We start from the raw sequence: 18,224 nt of genomic DNA, 5'->3' as shown, positions 1-18,224 counted from the left end.
TTGAAATCGGTAGCCGGTCAGTCCCCGCGCAGCGTCTGCCAGAGCTCGCGGTCGCGCTCCGCCGTCCACACCACGGGGTGTTCGATGCCGCGCAACTCGTCGTAGGCGCGCGACACATCGAAGGGCAGCACGTGCTGGAACACCGGCCATGCGCCAAATCGCGGTGTCATTGCCGCTTCTGCGCGCGCGAAGCAGCCCTTGAGCGTTTCGCCTGCGGCGATGCCGGCTTTCACGCTGTCGAGCAGGGTTCCAAGAAAGGCCTGGGTGAGTTCGATGGCTTCGGCGCAGGCGGCTTCGTCTTGCAGCACGGCGCCGCGGCCCGGCACCAGCACGCGGGGCTTCAGGGCGCGCACCGCGTCGAGCGTGCCGGCCCAGTCGCCGATGTAGGCATCGCCCGCGTACACGCCGCAGTGGTTCTCCACCACATCGCCGGAAAACAGCACGCCGCAATCGGGTAGCCACGCGACCGTGTCGCCGCTCGAATGGCCGCGGCCCAGCGCCATCAGGCGCAGTTCACGGCCGAGGCCGGGACGTGGACCGAGCCACAGGCTCATCTCGCGCTCGAAGCTCATCGTCGGAAAGGTGAGGCCTGGAATTTCTTCCACGCCCGCGAAGAGGCGCGGAAAGCGTCCGACTTCCGAATCGAAGTCGGCCTGTCCGCGCGTGCGGATCCAGTCGAGCGTGCCGTTGCTCGCGATGATGGCCTGCACCTCGCCGAAGGCACTCGCGCCCATCACTCGCACCGCGTGGTAGTGCGTGAGCACGATGGTCTTGATGGGCTTGTCGGTCACGGTGCGAATAGCGTCGAGAAAGTCGCGGGCCATGCGCGGCGTGGGCCGTGTGTCGATCAGCACCACCTGCTCGTCGCCGACGACGAAGCCGCAGTTCGGATCGAAGTCGCTGATGTAGCCGTACACGCCGGGCGCGAGTTCCCGCAGCTGCGGTTTCTGCTCGCGTGTGTCAGACGCGGAAGCGAAGGAGACGTTGGCGTTCATGGGGCTGGATTGGTCGTGAGGTCTTCGGCCGCCGCGCGAATGCAGTCGAGCAGCACGGTCTGGTCGCCGCACTGGTTGGCCAGCAGCAGCACGAGGCGGGCATTGAGGTCGGCGCTCTGGGTTTCGCTCAGGCCTTCGTGGGCCGCAAGCAAGGCGGCATAGAAGCCGTCGGGATCGGGGATGCGGGGCTCGGTGATCATGAGGTGGTGTTCCGGGCGAGCGCCGTGCGCAGCGCATCGGCGATGGCTTCGGGCGTGGCGTGCGGCAGCGTCGCGGCGCGGTAGGCATCGGGGCGCACGAGCACGAGGCTGCCCGCGTCACGCAGGCCCAGGTGGTTCGTGAGCCGTTCGTCGGGTTGCAGTGTCGGCAAGCCACTGTCGCCGCCGATGGCCAGCAGGCGGAGCGGAAGCGACGCCGTCCCTTCCATCGCCGCCTCCACCTCGGCGCGTGTCGGCGCCAGCCACAGGCCGATGCACTGGGTGCCGTCGGCCAGCAGCTGCATCAGCGTTGTTTCGCTTCCGTCGGCCCAGCGCAGCGGCAGGTTCTGTACGCTGCGCCCGCCTTCGGGCAACTGCGGCGCGGATGGATAGTCGTTCGCAACCGACATGCGGCCCGTGTTCACCAGCGCTCGCGCAAACGGATGGCGCGCGGCCAACGACACCACGGCGCGGCGCAGCGTGTGCTCGGCCGGCGAAAGCGGTGCGAGAAAGCGCGCCGAGCGGCTCGTCACCCGCAGGTTCTCTTGCGCGGCGGGCTGGCGCTCGGCGTCGTAGCTGTCGAGCAGCGCGTCACTCGCCTGCCCGTGCGCAACGAGCGCCAGTTTCCAGCCGAGGTTCGCCGCATCCTGGATGCCGCTGTTGCCGCCGCGAGCACCGAACGGGCTCACCACGTGCGCGGCATCGCCGATGAAGAACACATTGCCGTGGCGAAAGCTGTCGAGCAGGTGATCGCGGTAGCCGTACGGCCCGATCCACACGAATTCGAACTCCACGCCCGGCCCGAGCTGTTCGCGCAGCCGTGCGCCCGCGACTTCGGGCTTGCTGATGTAGCTCGTGTCACAGTCCTCGGGCATCTGGTAGTCGATGCGCCACACGCCGTCGGCCATCAGGTGCTGCCACACGCCGCGGCCTTCGTTGAAGGGCGCGTCGACCCACGTCCAGCGCTCTGTAGGCAGCGGCTTCTTGAAGCGCACGTCGCTGATGCACCAGCGGTCAGTGCTGCGCGACGAGTGCGCATCGATGCCCAGCTGCGTGCGGATCGGGCTGTTGGCGCCGGTGGCGTCGATCAGCCGGTCGGCCTCGATGGTGTAGCGGCCGTCAGGCGTTTCGACCTCGATGCGCACGCCGTCGTGCAACTGCTCGACGCTGGCCACGCGGTTCTTCCAGCGCACTTCGGTCAGCCCGAGTTCGAGGATGCGCTCGACCAGGAACCATTCGACGTAGAACTGCTGCAGGTTGATGAACGGCGGCTGCCTGGAGACGCTGTTCGCCTGCAGGTTGAAGTTGTACACCTCCTGCTCGCCCGAGAAGGTACGCCCGAAAGACCAGGTGATGCCCTTGGCCGCCATGCGCTCGTAGATGCCCAGGCGCTCGAAGATCTCGAGGCTCTTTTGCGCGTAGCAGATGCCGCGCGACGAGGCGCCGCGCACGCCGACGGTGTCGTCCTCGTCGAGCAGCACGGCGCGCACGCCGCGTTGTGCCAGGTCGCAGGCCAGCGTGAGTCCCGAAGGTCCGGCACCGACGATCACGATCGGATGGCGAACGATCTTTGTCTCGCCCAGCTCGGGCGGTGGCGTGAAAGGCCAGCTCGGCAGCTCGTAGGCCGGCGCAAATGCAAAGGTTTCCATGTCCGGTCTACAGCGCGTGGGCAAATTCGACGATCGCGTCCGCCGCCTTCGGCACCAGTTCAGGCTGCCCCGCGAGATAGTGGTTGCCGCCGACGATGTCGACATTGCGGATGCGCGCACCGCCGGCGGCCATCCACGCATCCCGTGTGCTCGGAAAAGTCGACTGGTCGCCCGTGTAGGTGAGCAGCAGCTTGGGCACGGTGGTGCGCGCAAGGTTGGTGGGCCCGTCCGCCTGCGAACGCGAAGACCACTGCGAAAGAAACGCCGTAAGCGAGGTGGTGCGCCCCATCGCGTTGGCCGAGTAGTTCACCTGCCGCGCATCGCCCCACACGCTGCCCGGCAGCCGGTCGTTGGCATCGAGCGAAAGATCCACGCAGCGCGGGTCGGCATGCGTGCGATAGACGACAAAGGCCTGGTCGCGCGGCGCGCCCGGTGTGCCGCGCAGCAGCGCGAGCCGGTCGATGCACCATTGCTCGATGTGGTCGAGCCGGGCCTTCTGGGCTGCGCTGAAGCGGGCGAGAAATTCGGGCTCGTAGGGCACGCGGTGGCGCGGGTCGTACATGTCGAGTTCGGGGTTTACCGAGAGCGGATCGTGCTCGTCGGTGACCGAGGGGTCGATCCAGTCGCGCATCAACCGAGTGCGGCCCAGGTGAGCAGCGCACAGCGCAAGGCCATCGACCGGCGGCAGGTCGCCCGGGTGCAGGTGCGTCGGGTCGCCGTCCGGAAAGTGCGTTGCGGTGAGATTTTCGGCCTGCGCCTGGTAGAAGCTCGCAAGCGCGGCCCCGCCCGAGTTGCCGACAAGGAACACCTTTTCGTAGCCGGCCGCGCGCAGGTACTGCACGCCGGCCCCCAGGTCCTGGATGGCGCGCTCCATCAGCAGCACCGTATCGTTGCCCACGTAGCGCGAGTTCAGCCCCATGCAGCAGATGCCGCGTTCGGCCAGCGGGCCGATGAGGTAGTGGCCCATGAAGTTGCTGGTCGGGTGCATCACGATGGCCGCGATCTTCTTGGTGCCTTGCGGCGCGCGAAAGGCGCCGTAGATGCGTGGGCGCAGCATCTGCAGGCCCGACTGGCTCTCCATCGCAGCGCCGGGCTTTACGTCGATGACGGCGAGCTGCAACTCAGACATCTGCAGTGCCCCTCGCGACGCGAAGCTCTGCCTTGCGCGCGGTCCACGCATCCAGGTCCGCGCGAGCGCGCCGCGCATGCGCTTCCATCTCGGCCTGCGGCACGGTCGGCGTGGTCAGTTCCACGCGAATGCCATTGGGGTCGAAGAAGTAGATCGATTCGATGATGTGGTGGTCGGTCACGCCCAGCACTTCAACGCCGGCGCTCTCCAGCCGCGCCTTGGCGGCGAGCAGGTCGTCCACCGAATCCACCCGCAGCGCGATGTGGTTCACCCATGCGGGCGTGTTGGGCGAAGGCAGCGCGGCAATGTCGTCCCCCAGGTCGAAAAAAGCGATGTAAGAGCCGTCGCGCATCTGGAAAAAGATGTGCACATAGGGGCAGTACTCGCCCGTGCTCGGCACGTGGTCGCTCTTGATCACGTGCGCGAGCGGCAGGCCCAGCAGGTCTTCGTAGAAGCGGCGGGTTTCCTCGCTGTCGCGGCAGCGCCAGGCAAAGTGGTGCAGTCCGCGCACTGGCGGTGCGGGTGGGGGCGCCGTGTGGGCAATCGTCGGCATGGCTTCTTGTCTCCGGTGAGCCGTTATTGGGCGACGCCGCGTCTTATGATGCAATCGAAATTAATTCATCGATTGATGAAATGGACATATGAATCTGACCCTGCGCCAATTGCGCGCCTTTGCCGCAGTGGCCGAAACCGGCGGCTTCACTGCCGCGGCGCAGCAGCTGCATCTCACGCAATCGGCGCTCAGCGTGCTGGTGCGCGAACTCGAGCGCGAAATGGGCGTGAAGCTGCTCGACCGCCATACCCGGCGGGTGCAGCTTTCCGAAGCAGGGCGCGAGTTCCTGCCCTCGGTGCACCGGCTGCTCGGCGACCTGACGAGCGCGGTGGCCGGCGTGACGGATTTGCGTGACAAGAAGAAAGGAGTGTTGCGCCTTGCAGCACCCCAGCTCATGGCCTGCACCCTGATGCCGCGGGTGATCGCGCTCTATCGCGAGGCCTACCCCGACGTCGACGTTCGGCTTGCCGACACGCTGCCCGAGCACCTGCTCGCCGGCGTTGCAGCGGGCGACGTGGAGCTTGCGGTTGGGCAAGACGTGGCCGTCGATGCAGCCGTCGACCGCCGCACGCTGCTGCGCGACAGGCACTGGCTGATCTGCCCGCCGGAGCACCCGTTCGCCAGGCGCCGCAAGGTGCGTTGGCATGAGCTCGGGCCGTACACCTTCATTGCGCCCACGCGCGACTTCCGCCAGCGCGTGCTGCCCGAGCTGGCCCCGGCGGAGCGCGACTACATGCTGCGACCGGGCACGCAGGAGGTGTCGTACATGACCACCGCGCTCGGCATGGTGGCCTCGGGGCTGGGGCTGACCGTGTGCCCGACCTATTCCGCGCCGCTGGTGCGGGCCCACGGCCTGCAGATGGTGCGGTTGGAGTCGCCTGATTTCCATCGCGAGGTGTGCATCTACAGCGCCGCACGGCGCACGCTGTCGCCCGCCGCCGCGAGCTTTGTCGAAGTCCTGGAACGCTTCGCCAGGGCGCAACCAAAGGGTTGACGCAAAGCATCGGAAAGCCGCAAGAAGCGCGTAGAGCCACGGCTGAGCGAAACCTACAATGCAAGGCGACTGTCTTCCACCACACACAGACCCATGAACGTCATTCGATTCACCGACCTCTGCGCGCAGGGCAAGGCCGCCGGCCAGCGCGTCTTCATCCGTGCCGACCTCAACGTGCCGCAGGACGACGCAGGCAACATCACCGAAGACACGCGCATCCGCGCCTCGGTGCCCTGCATCCAGCTGGCGCTCGACGCCGGCGCCGCCGTCATGGTCACCTCCCACCTCGGCCGTCCGACCGAAGGCGAGTTCAAGCCCGAAGATTCGCTTGCCCCCGTGGCCAAGCGCCTGGGCGAACTGCTGGGCCGCGAGGTTCCGGTGGTGGCCAACTGGGTCGACGGTGTCGACGTGAAGCCGGGCCAGGTCGTGCTGCTGGAGAACTGCCGCGTCAACAAGGGCGAGAAGAAGAACGACGAGGCGCTGGCACGCAAGCTGGCCGCGCTCACCGACATCTACGTGAACGATGCCTTCGGCACCGCTCACCGCGCCGAAGCCACCACCTACGGCATTGCGCAGTTTGCGAAGGTGGCCGCGGCCGGCCCGCTGCTGGCGGCCGAGCTCGACGCCATTTCCAAGGCGTTGGCGTTGCCCAAGCGCCCGCTGGTGGCCATCGTGGCGGGTTCCAAGGTGAGCACCAAGCTCACCATCCTCAAGAGCCTGTCGGCCAACGTCGACCAGCTGATCGTCGGCGGCGGCATCGCCAACACCTTCATGCTCGCGGCCGGCCTCAAGATCGGCAAGTCGCTGGCGGAGCCCGACTTGGTAGACCAGGCCAAGGAAGTGATCGAATCCATGCGCGCGCGCGGCGCCGATGTGCCGATACCGGTGGACGTGGTCACCGCCAAGACCTTTGCGGCCGACGCGCCCGCCACGGTGAAAGACGCGAGCGACGTGGCCGACGACGACCTGATCCTGGACATCGGCCCCAAGACGGCGGCGCAGCTCGCCGCGCAGCTGCGCGAAGCCGGCACCATCGTCTGGAACGGCCCGGTGGGCGTGTTCGAGTTCGATGCCTTCGCGGGCGGCACCAAGGCCATTGCGCAGGCCATTGCCGAAAGCAGCGCCTTCTCGATTGCCGGCGGCGGCGACACGCTCGCGGCCATTGCCAAGTACGGCATCGAAAAGCAGGTCGGCTACATCTCGACCGGCGGCGGCGCCTTCCTCGAGGTGCTCGAGGGCAAGACGCTGCCGGCGTTCGAAATCCTTGCCAAGCGTGCTGCCGGCTGATTTTTCGCGCCCGCTCGGCGGTGCCCGCTTCCTGTTGTCACACAAAGTGTATACAGTAGCGGATACAAAATGGAGACAAGCTCAATGATCACGGATCGCCTTCCCCGCCACGCCACCAAGATCGTCGCCACGCTCGGCCCGGCTTCCAATACGCCCGAGCTGCTGGAACAGATGATCCTGAACAAGGTCAGCGTGGTGCGGCTCAATTTCAGCCACGGCACGGCGCAGGACCACATCGATCGTGCCGCCATGGTGCGAGAGGCGGCGCGCAAGATCGGCCGAGAGGTGGCGATCATGGCCGACCTGCAAGGGCCCAAGATCCGCGTCGGCAAGTTCGCGCAGGGAAAGGTCTGGCTCGAGCCGGGCGCCAAGTTCGTGCTCGACGCCTCGCGCACCGAGCCGGGCGACGCTGATGCCGTCGGCCTCGACTACAAGGACCTGCCGCGCGACGTGCGTCCCGGCGACAGGCTGCTGCTGAACGACGGCCTCATCGTGCTCACGGTTGACGCCGTGCGCGGCGAGGCGGTGCACACCACCGTGAAGCTGGGCGGCGAGCTCTCCAACAACAAGGGTATCAACAAGCAGGGCGGCGGCCTCACGGCGCCGGCGCTCACCGCCAAGGACATGGAAGACATCAAGACCGCGATGAGCTTCCAGGCCGACTACGTGGCAGTGAGCTTTCCAAAGAACGCCACCGACATGGAAATGGCGCGCCAACTGTGCAACGTGGCCGCGGCCGAGTACGGGCACAAGCCCGGGCTCATCGCCAAGATCGAGCGCGCCGAGGCCATTCCCAAGCTGGAAGAAATCCTGCGTGCGAGCGACGGCATCATGGTGGCGCGCGGCGACCTGGCCGTTGAGGTCGGCAACGCCGCCGTGCCTGCGCTGCAGAAAAAAATGATCCGCATGGCGCGCGACATGGACAAGGTGGTGATCACCGCGACCCAGATGATGGAGTCGATGATCACCAACCCCGTGCCCACCCGCGCCGAGGTGAGCGATGTGGCCAACGCCGTGCTCGACGGCACCGACGCCGTGATGCTCTCGGCTGAAACTGCCTCGGGCCGCTACCCGCTCGAAACCGTGCAGGAGATGAGCCGCATCTGCGAAGCCGCCGAATCGGCCGAAGACAAGACGCTCGACGCCGACTTCAGCGGCAAGACCTACAGCCGCATCGACCAGTCGATTGCCATGGGCGCGCTGTTCACGGCGCACCACCTGGGCGCCAAGGCGATCGTGGCGCTCACCGAGTCGGGCTCCACGCCGCTGTGGATGAGCCGCCACCGCGCGCACATTCCGATGTACGCGCTGACCTCGCGCCTTGCCACGCAACGCCGAATGGCGCTCTACCGCAACGTGCGCCCGCTGCTGATGGATTCGGAAAGCGACCGCGACACCGCGCTCGAGCAGGCCGAAGCCCATCTGAAGAAGCGGGGCATCGTGCAGACCGGCGATGTCTACGCGATTACCTGCGGCGAGCCGATGGGTGCCCCCGGCGGTACCAACATGCTGAAGATCTGCCGCGCGAGCTGATCGGGCGTGCATCGACGATGTCTCGAACGCCGGAAGGGCGAGGGACATCAAAAGGGCAGCTGATGCATTCATGGCGATGCTGCCGTCCTTGCTGACGGTGCCCGCCGTTCTGCCGGTTTTATCGAACTTCAACTCTTCCAATGCATAGACGTCGATAAGTTCACGATCGACGGGAAAAGGCGTGTTGGTTCTGAGTCGACCCTCAAGAGATCCTGCGTGACACTGCGGATGCGGTCACGACATCGAAGGGGAGATCAATGAAGCAATTGCACGTATTCAAAGCGGTGCTGCTGGCCTTGGCGATGGCGGTGTCCGTTGCAGGGTGCGGCGTTCTGCCGGGGGTGTCGAATTTCAACTCCTCCACGGCAGCGTCATGCGCGGTTCAGAGCGCCGAAGCCCGGCCGCCGAAACACCCCATCATCGAACTCGCGTGGTGCATCGCGCGGACGGATGACCTTTCCGATCCAAACCGCCTGTTTCATGAGACGCTGGAAATCAAGAACGGCCGGAACTACAGCGAGTCTAGAAACGCCCCTAGGCGAATCCCCGCGGGGGTGGAGGCAGAAGAGCTTCAACATTTGCCAGCGGGGGTCGGCAACTTTTACTACACGCGTGCAGATGACGACAGACCAAAGTTTGGGGGGAAAAGGTATTTCAGCTTTGCCGTCGACATCAGGAAATCATGCGTGACACTGGCGGATGTGATCGCCACCTTCGGCGATGGCTTCACCGTCTCGCCACACCGCACCGTAGCGCCTGCTGTGGCGTTGCCAGGGGTGGTGCCAACGCCGCCCTTTCAAACAGGAAAGCTCCAGGGCATCTTCTATGTCACTCCCCGCTTCTTCAAGGGGCCTAGGAACGGGCGAATTGAATTCGATTTCAGTTACTACGAATGCGTGGGAGGCATCACCGTTCAGCGCGACCTTGAATCACTGAAGAATTAGAGGGGAAAGCAAGAAATGAGTAGGTTTACCACAGCCATCACAGCAGAGTGGTTGGCCGATAAAACGAACAAATTCAAGGCTTACAACATTTCGCCCGATGCACTCGCGATGATCAACAGGTCGGAAGGCCTCAAGGCCGACATGCGCGCTTACGCAGCCAGTGACTACACCGTCGCTGCGAAGGTCAATCCCAAGACCGATGCGGGCGAGTACAGCACGCCGATGAGCAAGGACATCCCAGGCTATCTCCACATTGCCTCCAACCGCTTCAGCACCCCCGAAGGCACAGTCAGCATCCTGGCCCACGAACTCGGGCACTTCCGCGTCGAAGAACCCAATGCCGCCGTCGCGACCGCGCGCGCCAACGCCCTGACGGGAAAAGACAAGGCCGCTTACGAGAGCGCCTGCCACCTGACCGAAGGCTACGCCCACTACAACGAAGTCAAAGTGCGCGATGAGATCGTGGAAACCAATCGCTTGGCCGCCGAGCTCGAGCAACGGCCCCTTACGGAACAGGAAGTTCAATTGGAATCCCGCTGGCGCGGTGAAGGGGTGCACGGCAGCCGCGGCGAAGGCCATGACCATCTGATTGCCAGGCGCATTGCCGATGCGGCCCGGGAAGAACCCGGCCACATGAGCGTTACCCAGGTCATGGAGGCGGCCGTCTTTGAACTGGCTCAGAACAACAGGGGCAACGTCACATCGAACACCAGGCAAACCTACGGCCAATTCTGTGAAGTCGAGGCGAGTCGCATGCTGCCTGGCGCCGCGCCTGCAGGAGCAATAGGCGAAGCGCAACGCACGCCGCAGACGCCATCCAAGGAGCCCTCACCCACCGACGACCTGTCCGCATTTCTGGACCGCATGCTGAGCGCCGATCACGCCACCTTCAGAAGAATGCAACAGACGTTGGCGGACCTGCCGCCGGGCCGAGAGGTGATCGCAGAGGGCATCGCGGAGGTGAATCGCCAGGAGCAATGGGCTGCGCAGCAACAGGCGCAATCGCAGCAGCAGCCTGCAATGAATGCGCCAGCGATGGTTATGCGCCATTGAACCCATCCACGCGCGGAACAGGCGAGGCAAATAAGAGTGAACGATCAAACCATGCTGGCGTTGGCCAGCAAGATGAGCGCACTGGTTGAAAAGTTCGAGCGCCGATGCGAGCAATCCGGCGCGGAATTGCTGAAGCTTTCCCAACAGGTGCCGGCCGTGGTGCGCCAAGCCGCCAACGAGCAGCTGGGCCGGCTGCCAGCGGCGGTGCTTGCAGATGTTCGCGGCGGGATCGAGCGGCCGGTTTCAGACTATGAACGGCGCCTGCGCGAAGCAGGCGAACAAATCCAGCAGTCTTCTCTTGCCTTGAGCGCGCAGCTACGACGTGCCGAGACGTTGCACCGCCACCTGATCTGGAAGGTTGCAGGCATCACGCTGGGCAGCCTGGTGTTGATGCTGGCGGGCGGTGCTTGGTTGTCGAGTCACTACTACGACGAAATCTCGAAGAACCAGATTTCTGCCGCATTGCTCAAGGCCTACAACGAGGCCGATGTCACGCTGTGCGACGGACACCTGTGTGTCAGGGCGGACAAGTCTGCCAAGCCTCATGGGGAGTATCTGCGCGTCAAACCGCGATGACCGATCGAGGCAAATCGTCGAGGGGCTGAGTGGGTGCCTACCTGAGCGAGATTTGCCGCGCGAACGGAGGTTGCTCAGCCGTTCCTGAACAGGAAGCTGTAAGCGTTCAGCGCAGGCACGCCGCCCAGGTGCGCGTACAGCACCTTCGAACCCGCCGGGAATTCGCCCAGCCGCACCTTCTCGATCATTCCATGCATCGATTTGCCCTCGTACACAGGGTCGGTCAGCATGCCTTCGAGCCGCGCGCAGAGGCGGATCGCTTCCAGCGTGCCTTCGTTGGGCAACCCGTATTCGGGGCCGCCGAAGCGGCGGTCGAGCACCACGTCCTTGTCGGTGATGTCGCGGCCCAGTTCGACCAATTCGGCCGTGCCCTTGGCAATGCGCACGATCTGCTCGAAGGTCTGCTGCGGCTTGGCCGAGGCGTCGATGCCGATCACGCGGTCGGCGCGACCGTCGGCTGCAAAGCCCACCACCATGCCGGCCTGCGTGCTGCCCGTGACCGAGCAGGTCACGATGTAGTCGAACTTGAAACCCAGCTCGGCTTCCTGCTGTCGCACTTCTTCAGCGAAGCCCACGAATCCCAGGCCGCCGCGCGGATGCTCCGAGCACCCGGCTGGAATGGGAAAAGGCTTGCCGCCGCCCTTGCGGACGTCGTTCATGGCCTCTTCCCAGCTCTTGCGAATGCCGATGTCGAAGCCCGCGGCGTCGAGCCGCACGTCGGCACCCATGATGCGTGACATCTCGATGTTGCCGACCCGGTCGTACACCGCGTCGGAATAGTTGACCCAGTTCTCCTGCACCAGCACGCACTTCAGGCCCAGGTGCGCGGCCACCGCGGCCACTTGCCGTGTCTGGTTCGATTGGATGCCGCCGATCGACACCAGCGTGTCGTAGCCGCCTTCGAGCGCCTCGGGAATCAGGTACTCGAGCTTGCGCGTCTTGTTGCCGCCGAAGGCCAGGCCGCTGTTGCAGTCCTCGCGCTTGGCGTAGAGCTCGACCTCGCCGCCCAGATGGGCGCCGAGGCGCTTGAGCGGGTGGATCGGCGTGGGGCCGAAGGTGAGTGCGTAACGGGGAAATTTCTTGAGGTTCATCGATGCTGCTCCAGAAAGGGGTGACATCGATGGTAGGAAGAAGCCCACGAAAGGTGCTTACAAACTTCGGTGGAATTGCGGCGCAAAAAAAGACAAGATCAGGGAATCAGAGATTTTTGAATCGCCAGGACAAAGATGAGCACAACAAAGTTGCGTGCCACCCCGGCACGTGCGGCCGAGCCTGCAGCAGAGCTCGACCGCACCGATCGCGCCATTCTTCGCGCCCTGCAGCGCGATGCCTCGGTGTCGAACGTGGCGCTGGCCGCCAAGGTCAACCTCAGCGCGCCGGCCTGCCTGCGCCGCGTGGAGCGGCTCAAGGCCGCGGGGCTCATCAAGGGCATCGTGGCGCTGCTCGATGCCGACGCGCTCGAGCTCGGCATGCTCGTCATGATCGGCGTGGTGCTCGACCGCTCCACGCCCGACTCCTTCGCCGACTTCGAAAAGGCCGCGCAAAAGGTGTCGGGCTGCCTCGAATGCCACGTGGTCACGGGCGAGTTCGACTACTTCATGCTCGTGCGCACGCGCGACAACGACAGCTTCAACCGGCTGCATGCCGAGCAGCTGCTGTATCTGCCGGGCGTGCGGCAGATCCGGACTTTCGTGGTGCTCAAGCAGGTGCTGTCGACCACGCAATTGCCGATCTAGGGGCGCCCGCAACGGCCCGACCCGTTCCCCTGAGGTACCTGTCAGTGCCGTCCCACAAGGGGGCTCGATAGAATTGCGGCAGTTTTCTCCTGTCTTTCCGCCTTCTTTTTCCCCTATTTCCGCGAGGTATTTTCCATGGCACTCGTCTCGATGCGCGAACTGCTGGATCACGCAGCCGCCAACGGCTACGGCATTCCGGCCTTCAACGTCAACAACCTTGAACAGGTCCAGGCCGTGATGGAGGCGGCCAAGGAAACCGGCGCGCCCGTCATCCTGCAAGCCAGCGCCGGTGCCCGCAAATATGCCGGCGAAGCCTTCATCAAGCACCTGATCCAGGCCGCTATCGAGCAGTACCCGAACATTCCGCTGGTGATGCACCAGGACCACGGCCAGAGCCCGGCTATCTGCCAGGGCGCCATCGACCTCGGCTTTTCCTCGGTGATGATGGATGGCTCGCTGCACGAAGACGGCAAGACGCCGGCCTCCTTCGAATACAACGTGGACGTGACGCGCAAGGTCGTGCAGCTGGCGCACAAGGTCGGCGTTACGGTCGAAGGCGAACTGGGCTGCCTGGGCTCGCTCGAAACCGGCATGGCCGGTGAAGAAGACGGCATTGGCGCCGAAGGCGTGCTCGACCATTCCGCACTGCTCACCGACCCCGAGGAAGCCGCCCAGTTCGTGAAGGCCACGCAACTCGACGCGCTGGCCATTGCCATCGGCACCAGCCACGGCGCCTACAAGTTCACCCGCAAGCCCACGGGCGACATCCTGTCGATTTCGCGCGTGAAGGAAATCCACGCCCGCCTGCCCAACACCCACCTGGTGATGCACGGCTCGTCATCGGTGCCGCAGGACCTGCTAGAAATCATCCGCAAGTACGGCGGCAACATGAAGGAAACCTACGGCGTGCCGGTCGAGGAAATTCAGGAAGCCATCAAGTACGGCGTGCGCAAGATCAACATCGACACCGACATCCGCCTTGCCATGACCGGCGCGGTGCGCAAGTTCCTGGCCGAGAACCCCGAGAAGTTCGACGCCCGCGAATGGCTCAAGCCCGCGCGCGAAGCCGCCAAGCAGATCTGCAAGCAGCGCTACATCGAGTTCGGCTGCGAAGGCCAGGGTGCCAAGATCAAGGGCGAGACGCTGCAGGTGGTCGCAGCCAAGTACGCCAAGGGCGAGCTCGCGCAAGAAGTGGTCTGAAGAAGAAACTTTTTCCGCGATTCGCAGGCCACCGTTCGCGGTGGCTTTTTTCTGCGCGCACAATCCGTTTTTCCCGTCACCCGTTTCCGCACAGCATCGCCTCATGACCACCGTCCACACCTCCTCCATCCAGAGCCTGCCCCTGCTTGCGCGCGGCAAGGTGCGCGACAACTACGCCGTCGGCGAAGACCGCATCCTGATGGTCGCGAGCGACCGGCTCAGCGCCTTCGACGTGATCATGGGCGAGCCGATTCCCGGCAAGGGCGAAATCCTCACGCAAATGGCGCTGTGGTGGTTCGACCGGCTCGGCCAGCTGTGCCCCAACCACCTGACCGGCGAAGCTCCCGAGAGCGTGGTCACCGCCGAAGAAGTGGCGCAGGTCACCGGCCGTTCGATGCTGGTCAAGCGCCTGACGCCGATTCCGGTCGAGGCCGTTGTGCGCGGCTACCTGGCCGGCAGCGGCTGGAAGGAATACCAGGAAAGCCGCTCCGTGTGCGGCGTGCCGCTGCCCGAAGGGCTCACCAACGCGAGCAAGCTGCCGCGCCCGATCTTCACGCCCGCCGCCAAGGCGGCCGCCGGCGAGCACGACGAGAACATCAGCTATGACCGCGTGGTCGAGATCGTCGGCCCCAAGCTGGCGCAGCAGATTCGCGAGACCAGCCTGGAGATCTACGAGACCGCCGCGCAGATCGCTCTCACCAAGGGAATGATCATTGCCGACACCAAGTTCGAGTTTGGCCTGGACGAGGCCGGCACGCTGGTGCTGATGGACGAAGTGCTCACGCCCGACAGTTCGCGTTACTGGCCGGTGGAGGGCTACCAGGCCGCGCTGGCCGCCGGCGCCAATCCGCCGAGCTACGACAAGCAGTTCGTGCGCGACTGGCTCGAAGCCACCAAGATCAACGGCAAGCCCTGGGACAAGACGCCGCCGGCGCCGCGCCTGCCGGCCGAAGTGATCGAGAAGACCGCGGCCAAGTACCGCGAGGCGCTGGAACGCCTCACCGGCTGAAGTAGTTGGCCCCTCGGCTTTTCACTTCGCTTCGCTGCGTGTAATTCGCCACCCCCCGAGGGGGAGGCGCGGCCCGCCTTGGGGCGGCCCGGCGGCGGCCGCATTGGCCTCTCGAGGGCGGCCTCAGCGGCTCGTCGAGTTCAGCGTCGCCACCGTCCGCCCGCTCGCGTCGAGCAGCGCAAGCCGTCCCGGGCCGGCCAGCCGATAGGTGGCGGTGGTCTGCAGCGCCGAGATGAACTGCGCTTCGTTGGCGCCGCGCACCGGGTCCGCGCAGGCCATGCGGGTAGAGGCCAATTGGCCGATGCGCAGCGCGCTGCCGCTGCGCGTGAACGACCCCGACACACGGTTGCAGCCGCCCGATCCGCTGACGCGGCCACTGCTGCGGTCGAACTGGATTTGCGCGTCGCCGCCGGGCGCCACGGGCTCGTTGCCCAGCTGCGCGAGGCGCCACACCGGCCCCTCGATCGGCTCGTCCAGGCTGATGCCGCTGCCGCAACCGGAGAGCACGGCCCCGAGGATGACGGCCGCAAAAACGGGAAGCGCGAGGCGGGCGCGATGGCGGGCGAGGAAACGCATGGCCGGTTTTTCCTTCTTCTCAATTGCAACAAGTTGAATCGCCCGCAATCGTATTCGACGCCGGCCTAGCTGGCCAATGCCGTACCGCCTGCCAGACGGGCGCGAACGCAGGCACGCACGCTGGCCGGCGTGGCCGGGTCGTCAAGGAGCGCGGGCCATTCGGCCCGGGCTTGGCGCACGGTTTCGCGCGCGATGGCCATGAGCCGCGATGGGCGCAGCAGCCCGGCCGTACGCAGCAGTGCTTCCAGCGCGGGCCAGTCGAAGGCGCGCAGGCGCGCGTCGATGGCGCGATTGACGGCGTAGTCGACCGCCGGCACGTCTTCGAAGAACGCCGCCACGCACACCGGGTCGTAGAGCGGCGCCAGCACCGGCGCCACGCCGTCGGGGTAGCGCAATGCCCAGTTCTTCAGGTGGGCGTCGCTGTTGCCGAGCAGGATGAAAGCGACGATGCGCCGCACGCATTCACGCACGTCGACCACCGGGTTGGGCGACAGCCGGTCCAGCACGCGCAGCATGGCGGGCCAGTCGACGTTGAGGCCGCGGCCGTATTTCTGGCGCGGCTCGTACTGCAGCACCTGCGCGAACTCCTCCATGTGGATGCGGCCGCCGTCGGCCGTGCGGTCGAAGCGGCGCACGGCAAGAATCTGTCCGAACGGCACTTGCTCGGGCAAGTCGGCTTCGGTGCGCTCGATCACGCTGGCCTCGGCGCAATCGAGGCCAAGCGCGCCGCACAGGCGATAGCCGGTGTACTCGTTGGCCACCAGGTCGGGGTGGCGCGTGGTCGGCAGCTTGAGGATGAATGAGCCGGCCGCACCGTGCCGCCGCACCACGTAGCGCCGGCCGTCCTGCACGGCAGAGAACTTGGTCACCACGCCTGGAATGGCGGCTGCGTCTTCCACCGGCAGTTCGACGAAACCGGGTTCGAGCACGTCGAGCCCGAGCGCGGTGTGCCAGTGCCGGACCGTGTCGGGAATGCCTTCTGCCGTGGGCACGGGCTCGACCTCGAGCGCGCCCATCAGGTCGTGGCCGGCGGCGGCCAGGAGCTCGAATTCGTCGTCCGCGCTGCAGCCGCGCTGCAAGGCCAGGCGCTCACGGTTGTGGCCTTCGGGCAGGAGGTTCTGGAAATAGCTCGGCCAATGGCCATCGCTGCGCGACACCCGGGCGTCGCGTGCCGACGCCAGGATGGCCCGGGTCGCGGCCTCGTCGGCACCCCGGTAGGCCAGCGAGAGCGTGGGGCGTGCCGGATCGGCGATGTAGGCCTCGTCGAACGACACGCGAAGAATGTCGCCGTACTGCGAGAGATAGCCGATGGCGCGCCGCCCGCCGGCGACCTGTGCATTGCCGCCGGGCGCATGCAGGTACATCCGCAGGTAGCGGATGCCGGTGTTGAACGCGGCGCGGGTGCTCACCGGCCTTCGTCAGCCAAACTCTGTGCGATGGAAGGCGGCGCGCCTGCGCCCGCCGGCTGGCCAAGGAGCCGGCCGCCCGATCGCACGAAGTCCTCGAGTTGCGGGCGCAGCGCGGCGGGCACGGTCATGAGTTCGAGCCCCAGCACGCGTGCCATCTCAAGCAAGGTGGAAAGCCGCGGATCGATCTGGCCGCTCTCGATGCGCTGCACGGTCATGCGCGAAAGACCGGCTTGGGTGGCCAAGGCCTCCTGACTTAGGCCAGCCGCTTTGCGGGCCTTTTCGAGTTCTTCAGTAAGTTGGATCATTAACGTACGCTTTGGCCTCAATTTGAGTAGTAATGATATCTATGTAAGGCTGATCAAGCCAACAAAAAAAGCGACTCACGAGTCGCTTTTTTTTCAAATTGCTCATTGCAATGAGCAATTAGTCGGTCAACTCAATACCACGCTGCTGAGCCGGCGGCGATACGTCGCCACCACCGGATCGTCCGGCGGAATCTGCCCGTCGGCCACCTTCACCTTGGGCGGCTCGATGAGGTCGAGGATCGCGATGTAGGTCTTGCGCGCGAGTTCTTCGTTCCAGCTCTTGTCGCGCATCAATATTTCGAGCAGCTCGTCCATGGCGTCGGTCCAGCGCTGCTCGGCCATCAGCAGGCGGGCGCGGCCAAAACGGGCGTCGAAGTCGCGCTTGCCGGCTGCGATCTTGCTGTCGAAATCGGTGAGCGAGGGCGCGCCCCCGGAGACCGGCGCCGCAAAATCGATGGCGTCCATCCAGCGCTGCAGCGAATCGAAGCGGCGCACCAGCGTGGTCTTGGCGATGACCGGGGCAAAAGCCACCTTGGCGTCGTCGATGCGGCCCTGCTGCAGCAGCAGCTTGATGTAGTCGAAGCGCGCATCGTCGTTGGCCGGGTCGGTGGCCACCGCATGCTGCAGCCGCTCGAGGGCGCCTTCGGTGTCACCCTCGGCCAGCGCTTCCTGGGCCGCGGCTTCCTCGGAGGCGGCCTCGACCTCTTCGGCGCCGGGCACGTGCTTGTCCAGGAATTCGCGGATTTTGTCGGCCGGAATGGCGCCCACGAAGCCGTCGACCGGCTGGCCGTCCTTGAACATCACGCAGAACGGAATGCTGCGCACGCCGAACATCTCCGACAGCTGCGACGAAATCTGCGGCACCTTGTCGGCGTCGAGCTTGGCCAGCGTGAAGCGGCCGGCGTACTCGGTTTCGAGCTTTTCGAGCACCGGGCCGAGCTGTTTGCACGGGCCGCACCATTCGGCCCAGATGTCCAGCAGCACCGGCGTGGCGACCGAGCCTTCGATCAGTTCGGCCTGAAAATTTTCGAGAGTGATGTCGATCATCGGAACCAGCTGGGGGTGAAACGTAAAATTGA

General features: G+C 65.4%; 19 protein-coding genes. 9 read left to right on the top strand and 10 right to left on the bottom strand.

Annotated elements, in window-relative coordinates; all coding sequences use genetic code 11:
• Positions 1-17: 17 nt before the first annotated feature.
• From GOQ09_RS25125 to GOQ09_RS25105, 5 genes are read right to left on the bottom strand one after another with little or no spacing between them, the layout of a single operon-like run.
• The gene (locus tag GOQ09_RS25125; RefSeq protein ID WP_157616365.1) at positions 18-995 is read right to left on the bottom strand and encodes an MBL fold metallo-hydrolase; all 978 of its coding nucleotides are present in this window, start codon (positions 993-995) and stop codon (positions 18-20) included.
• A complete protein-coding gene (locus GOQ09_RS25120; RefSeq protein WP_157616364.1) occupies positions 992-1,195 on the bottom strand; it encodes a DUF2783 domain-containing protein in 204 nt (67 codons plus the stop codon). The genes GOQ09_RS25125 and GOQ09_RS25120 overlap by 4 nt, the downstream gene beginning before the upstream one ends.
• Positions 1,192-2,841, bottom strand: a complete 1,650-nt coding sequence (locus GOQ09_RS25115; RefSeq protein WP_157616363.1) for an FAD-dependent oxidoreductase — start codon at positions 2,839-2,841, stop codon at positions 1,192-1,194. Before GOQ09_RS25115 ends, GOQ09_RS25120 begins: the two co-directional genes overlap by 4 nt.
• Positions 2,842-2,848: 7 nt before the next feature.
• Positions 2,849-3,970: an alpha/beta hydrolase family protein gene (locus GOQ09_RS25110; protein ID WP_157616362.1), complete on the bottom strand. Its 1,122-nt coding sequence runs from the start codon at positions 3,968-3,970 to the stop codon at positions 2,849-2,851.
• A complete protein-coding gene (locus tag GOQ09_RS25105; protein ID WP_157616361.1) occupies positions 3,963-4,523 on the bottom strand; it encodes a VOC family protein in 561 nt (186 codons plus the stop codon). Before GOQ09_RS25105 ends, GOQ09_RS25110 begins: the two co-directional genes overlap by 8 nt.
• Positions 4,524-4,611: 88 nt before the next feature.
• Between GOQ09_RS25105 and GOQ09_RS25100 the strand changes: the two genes are divergently transcribed.
• From GOQ09_RS25100 to GOQ09_RS25075, 6 genes are all read left to right on the top strand, one after another.
• The gene (locus GOQ09_RS25100; protein ID WP_157616360.1) at positions 4,612-5,517 is read left to right on the top strand and encodes a LysR family transcriptional regulator; all 906 of its coding nucleotides are present in this window, start codon (positions 4,612-4,614) and stop codon (positions 5,515-5,517) included.
• Positions 5,518-5,610: 93 nt separating this feature from the next.
• Positions 5,611-6,804: a phosphoglycerate kinase gene (locus GOQ09_RS25095; RefSeq protein WP_157616359.1), complete on the top strand. Its 1,194-nt coding sequence runs from the start codon at positions 5,611-5,613 to the stop codon at positions 6,802-6,804.
• 84 nt (positions 6,805-6,888) lie between these two features.
• Entirely contained in the window at positions 6,889-8,337 is a 1,449-nt protein-coding gene (gene pyk / locus GOQ09_RS25090) for a pyruvate kinase (protein ID WP_157616358.1), read from the top strand.
• 257 nt (positions 8,338-8,594) lie between these two features.
• Positions 8,595-9,281 (top strand): hypothetical protein, encoded by a 687-nt coding sequence (locus tag GOQ09_RS25085; RefSeq protein WP_157616357.1) that lies wholly within the window; start codon positions 8,595-8,597, stop codon positions 9,279-9,281.
• 15 nt (positions 9,282-9,296) lie between these two features.
• Entirely contained in the window at positions 9,297-10,334 is a 1,038-nt protein-coding gene (locus tag GOQ09_RS26230; protein WP_207309900.1) for a hypothetical protein, read from the top strand.
• A 36-nt stretch (positions 10,335-10,370) separates the two neighbouring features.
• On the top strand, positions 10,371-10,910 hold the full coding sequence (locus GOQ09_RS25075; RefSeq protein ID WP_157616356.1) for a relaxation protein: 540 nt from the start codon (positions 10,371-10,373) through the stop codon (positions 10,908-10,910).
• Between the two features lie 74 nt (positions 10,911-10,984).
• On the opposite strand, the gene GOQ09_RS25070 is transcribed toward GOQ09_RS25075, so the two are convergent.
• Positions 10,985-12,001 (bottom strand): 1-aminocyclopropane-1-carboxylate deaminase, encoded by a 1,017-nt coding sequence (locus GOQ09_RS25070; RefSeq protein ID WP_157616355.1) that lies wholly within the window; start codon positions 11,999-12,001, stop codon positions 10,985-10,987.
• Positions 12,002-12,136: 135 nt separating this feature from the next.
• Here GOQ09_RS25070 and GOQ09_RS25065 point away from each other — a divergent pair, with 135 nt between their 5' ends.
• The 3 genes from GOQ09_RS25065 to GOQ09_RS25055 all read left to right on the top strand — a co-directional run bounded on the left by GOQ09_RS25065 (position 12,137) and on the right by GOQ09_RS25055 (position 14,855).
• Positions 12,137-12,646, top strand: a complete 510-nt coding sequence (locus GOQ09_RS25065) for an Lrp/AsnC family transcriptional regulator (protein WP_157616354.1) — start codon at positions 12,137-12,139, stop codon at positions 12,644-12,646.
• A gap of 135 nt (positions 12,647-12,781) precedes the next feature.
• Positions 12,782-13,846 carry a class II fructose-bisphosphate aldolase gene (gene fba / locus GOQ09_RS25060; protein ID WP_157616353.1) on the top strand — a complete coding sequence of 355 codons (1,065 nt, stop codon included), beginning with the start codon at positions 12,782-12,784 and terminating at the stop codon, positions 13,844-13,846.
• Between the two features lie 103 nt (positions 13,847-13,949).
• Positions 13,950-14,855, top strand: a complete 906-nt coding sequence (locus GOQ09_RS25055; RefSeq protein ID WP_157616352.1) for a phosphoribosylaminoimidazolesuccinocarboxamide synthase — start codon at positions 13,950-13,952, stop codon at positions 14,853-14,855.
• A 123-nt stretch (positions 14,856-14,978) separates the two neighbouring features.
• Here GOQ09_RS25055 and GOQ09_RS25050 read toward each other — a convergent pair whose 3' ends face one another.
• From GOQ09_RS25050 to GOQ09_RS25035, 4 genes are all read right to left on the bottom strand, one after another.
• Complete coding sequence (locus GOQ09_RS25050; protein WP_157616351.1) at positions 14,979-15,431, bottom strand: META domain-containing protein; 453 nt, start codon at positions 15,429-15,431, stop codon at positions 14,979-14,981.
• A 65-nt stretch (positions 15,432-15,496) separates the two neighbouring features.
• Entirely contained in the window at positions 15,497-16,795 is a 1,299-nt protein-coding gene (locus GOQ09_RS25045; protein ID WP_157616842.1) for a type II toxin-antitoxin system HipA family toxin, read from the bottom strand.
• Positions 16,796-16,836: 41 nt separating this feature from the next.
• Complete coding sequence (locus GOQ09_RS25040) at positions 16,837-17,145, bottom strand: helix-turn-helix domain-containing protein (protein ID WP_157616350.1); 309 nt, start codon at positions 17,143-17,145, stop codon at positions 16,837-16,839.
• 126 nt (positions 17,146-17,271) lie between these two features.
• A complete protein-coding gene (locus tag GOQ09_RS25035) occupies positions 17,272-18,192 on the bottom strand; it encodes a tetratricopeptide repeat protein (protein WP_157616349.1) in 921 nt (306 codons plus the stop codon).
• Between the last annotated feature and the right edge of the window lie 32 nt (positions 18,193-18,224).

Origin of the sequence: Variovorax paradoxus (assembly GCF_009755665.1) — a bacterium.
In the GTDB taxonomy this organism is placed as follows: Bacteria; Pseudomonadota; Gammaproteobacteria; order Burkholderiales; family Burkholderiaceae_C; genus Variovorax; species Variovorax paradoxus_G.
This window is presented reverse-complemented; position numbering and strand designations above follow the sequence as displayed.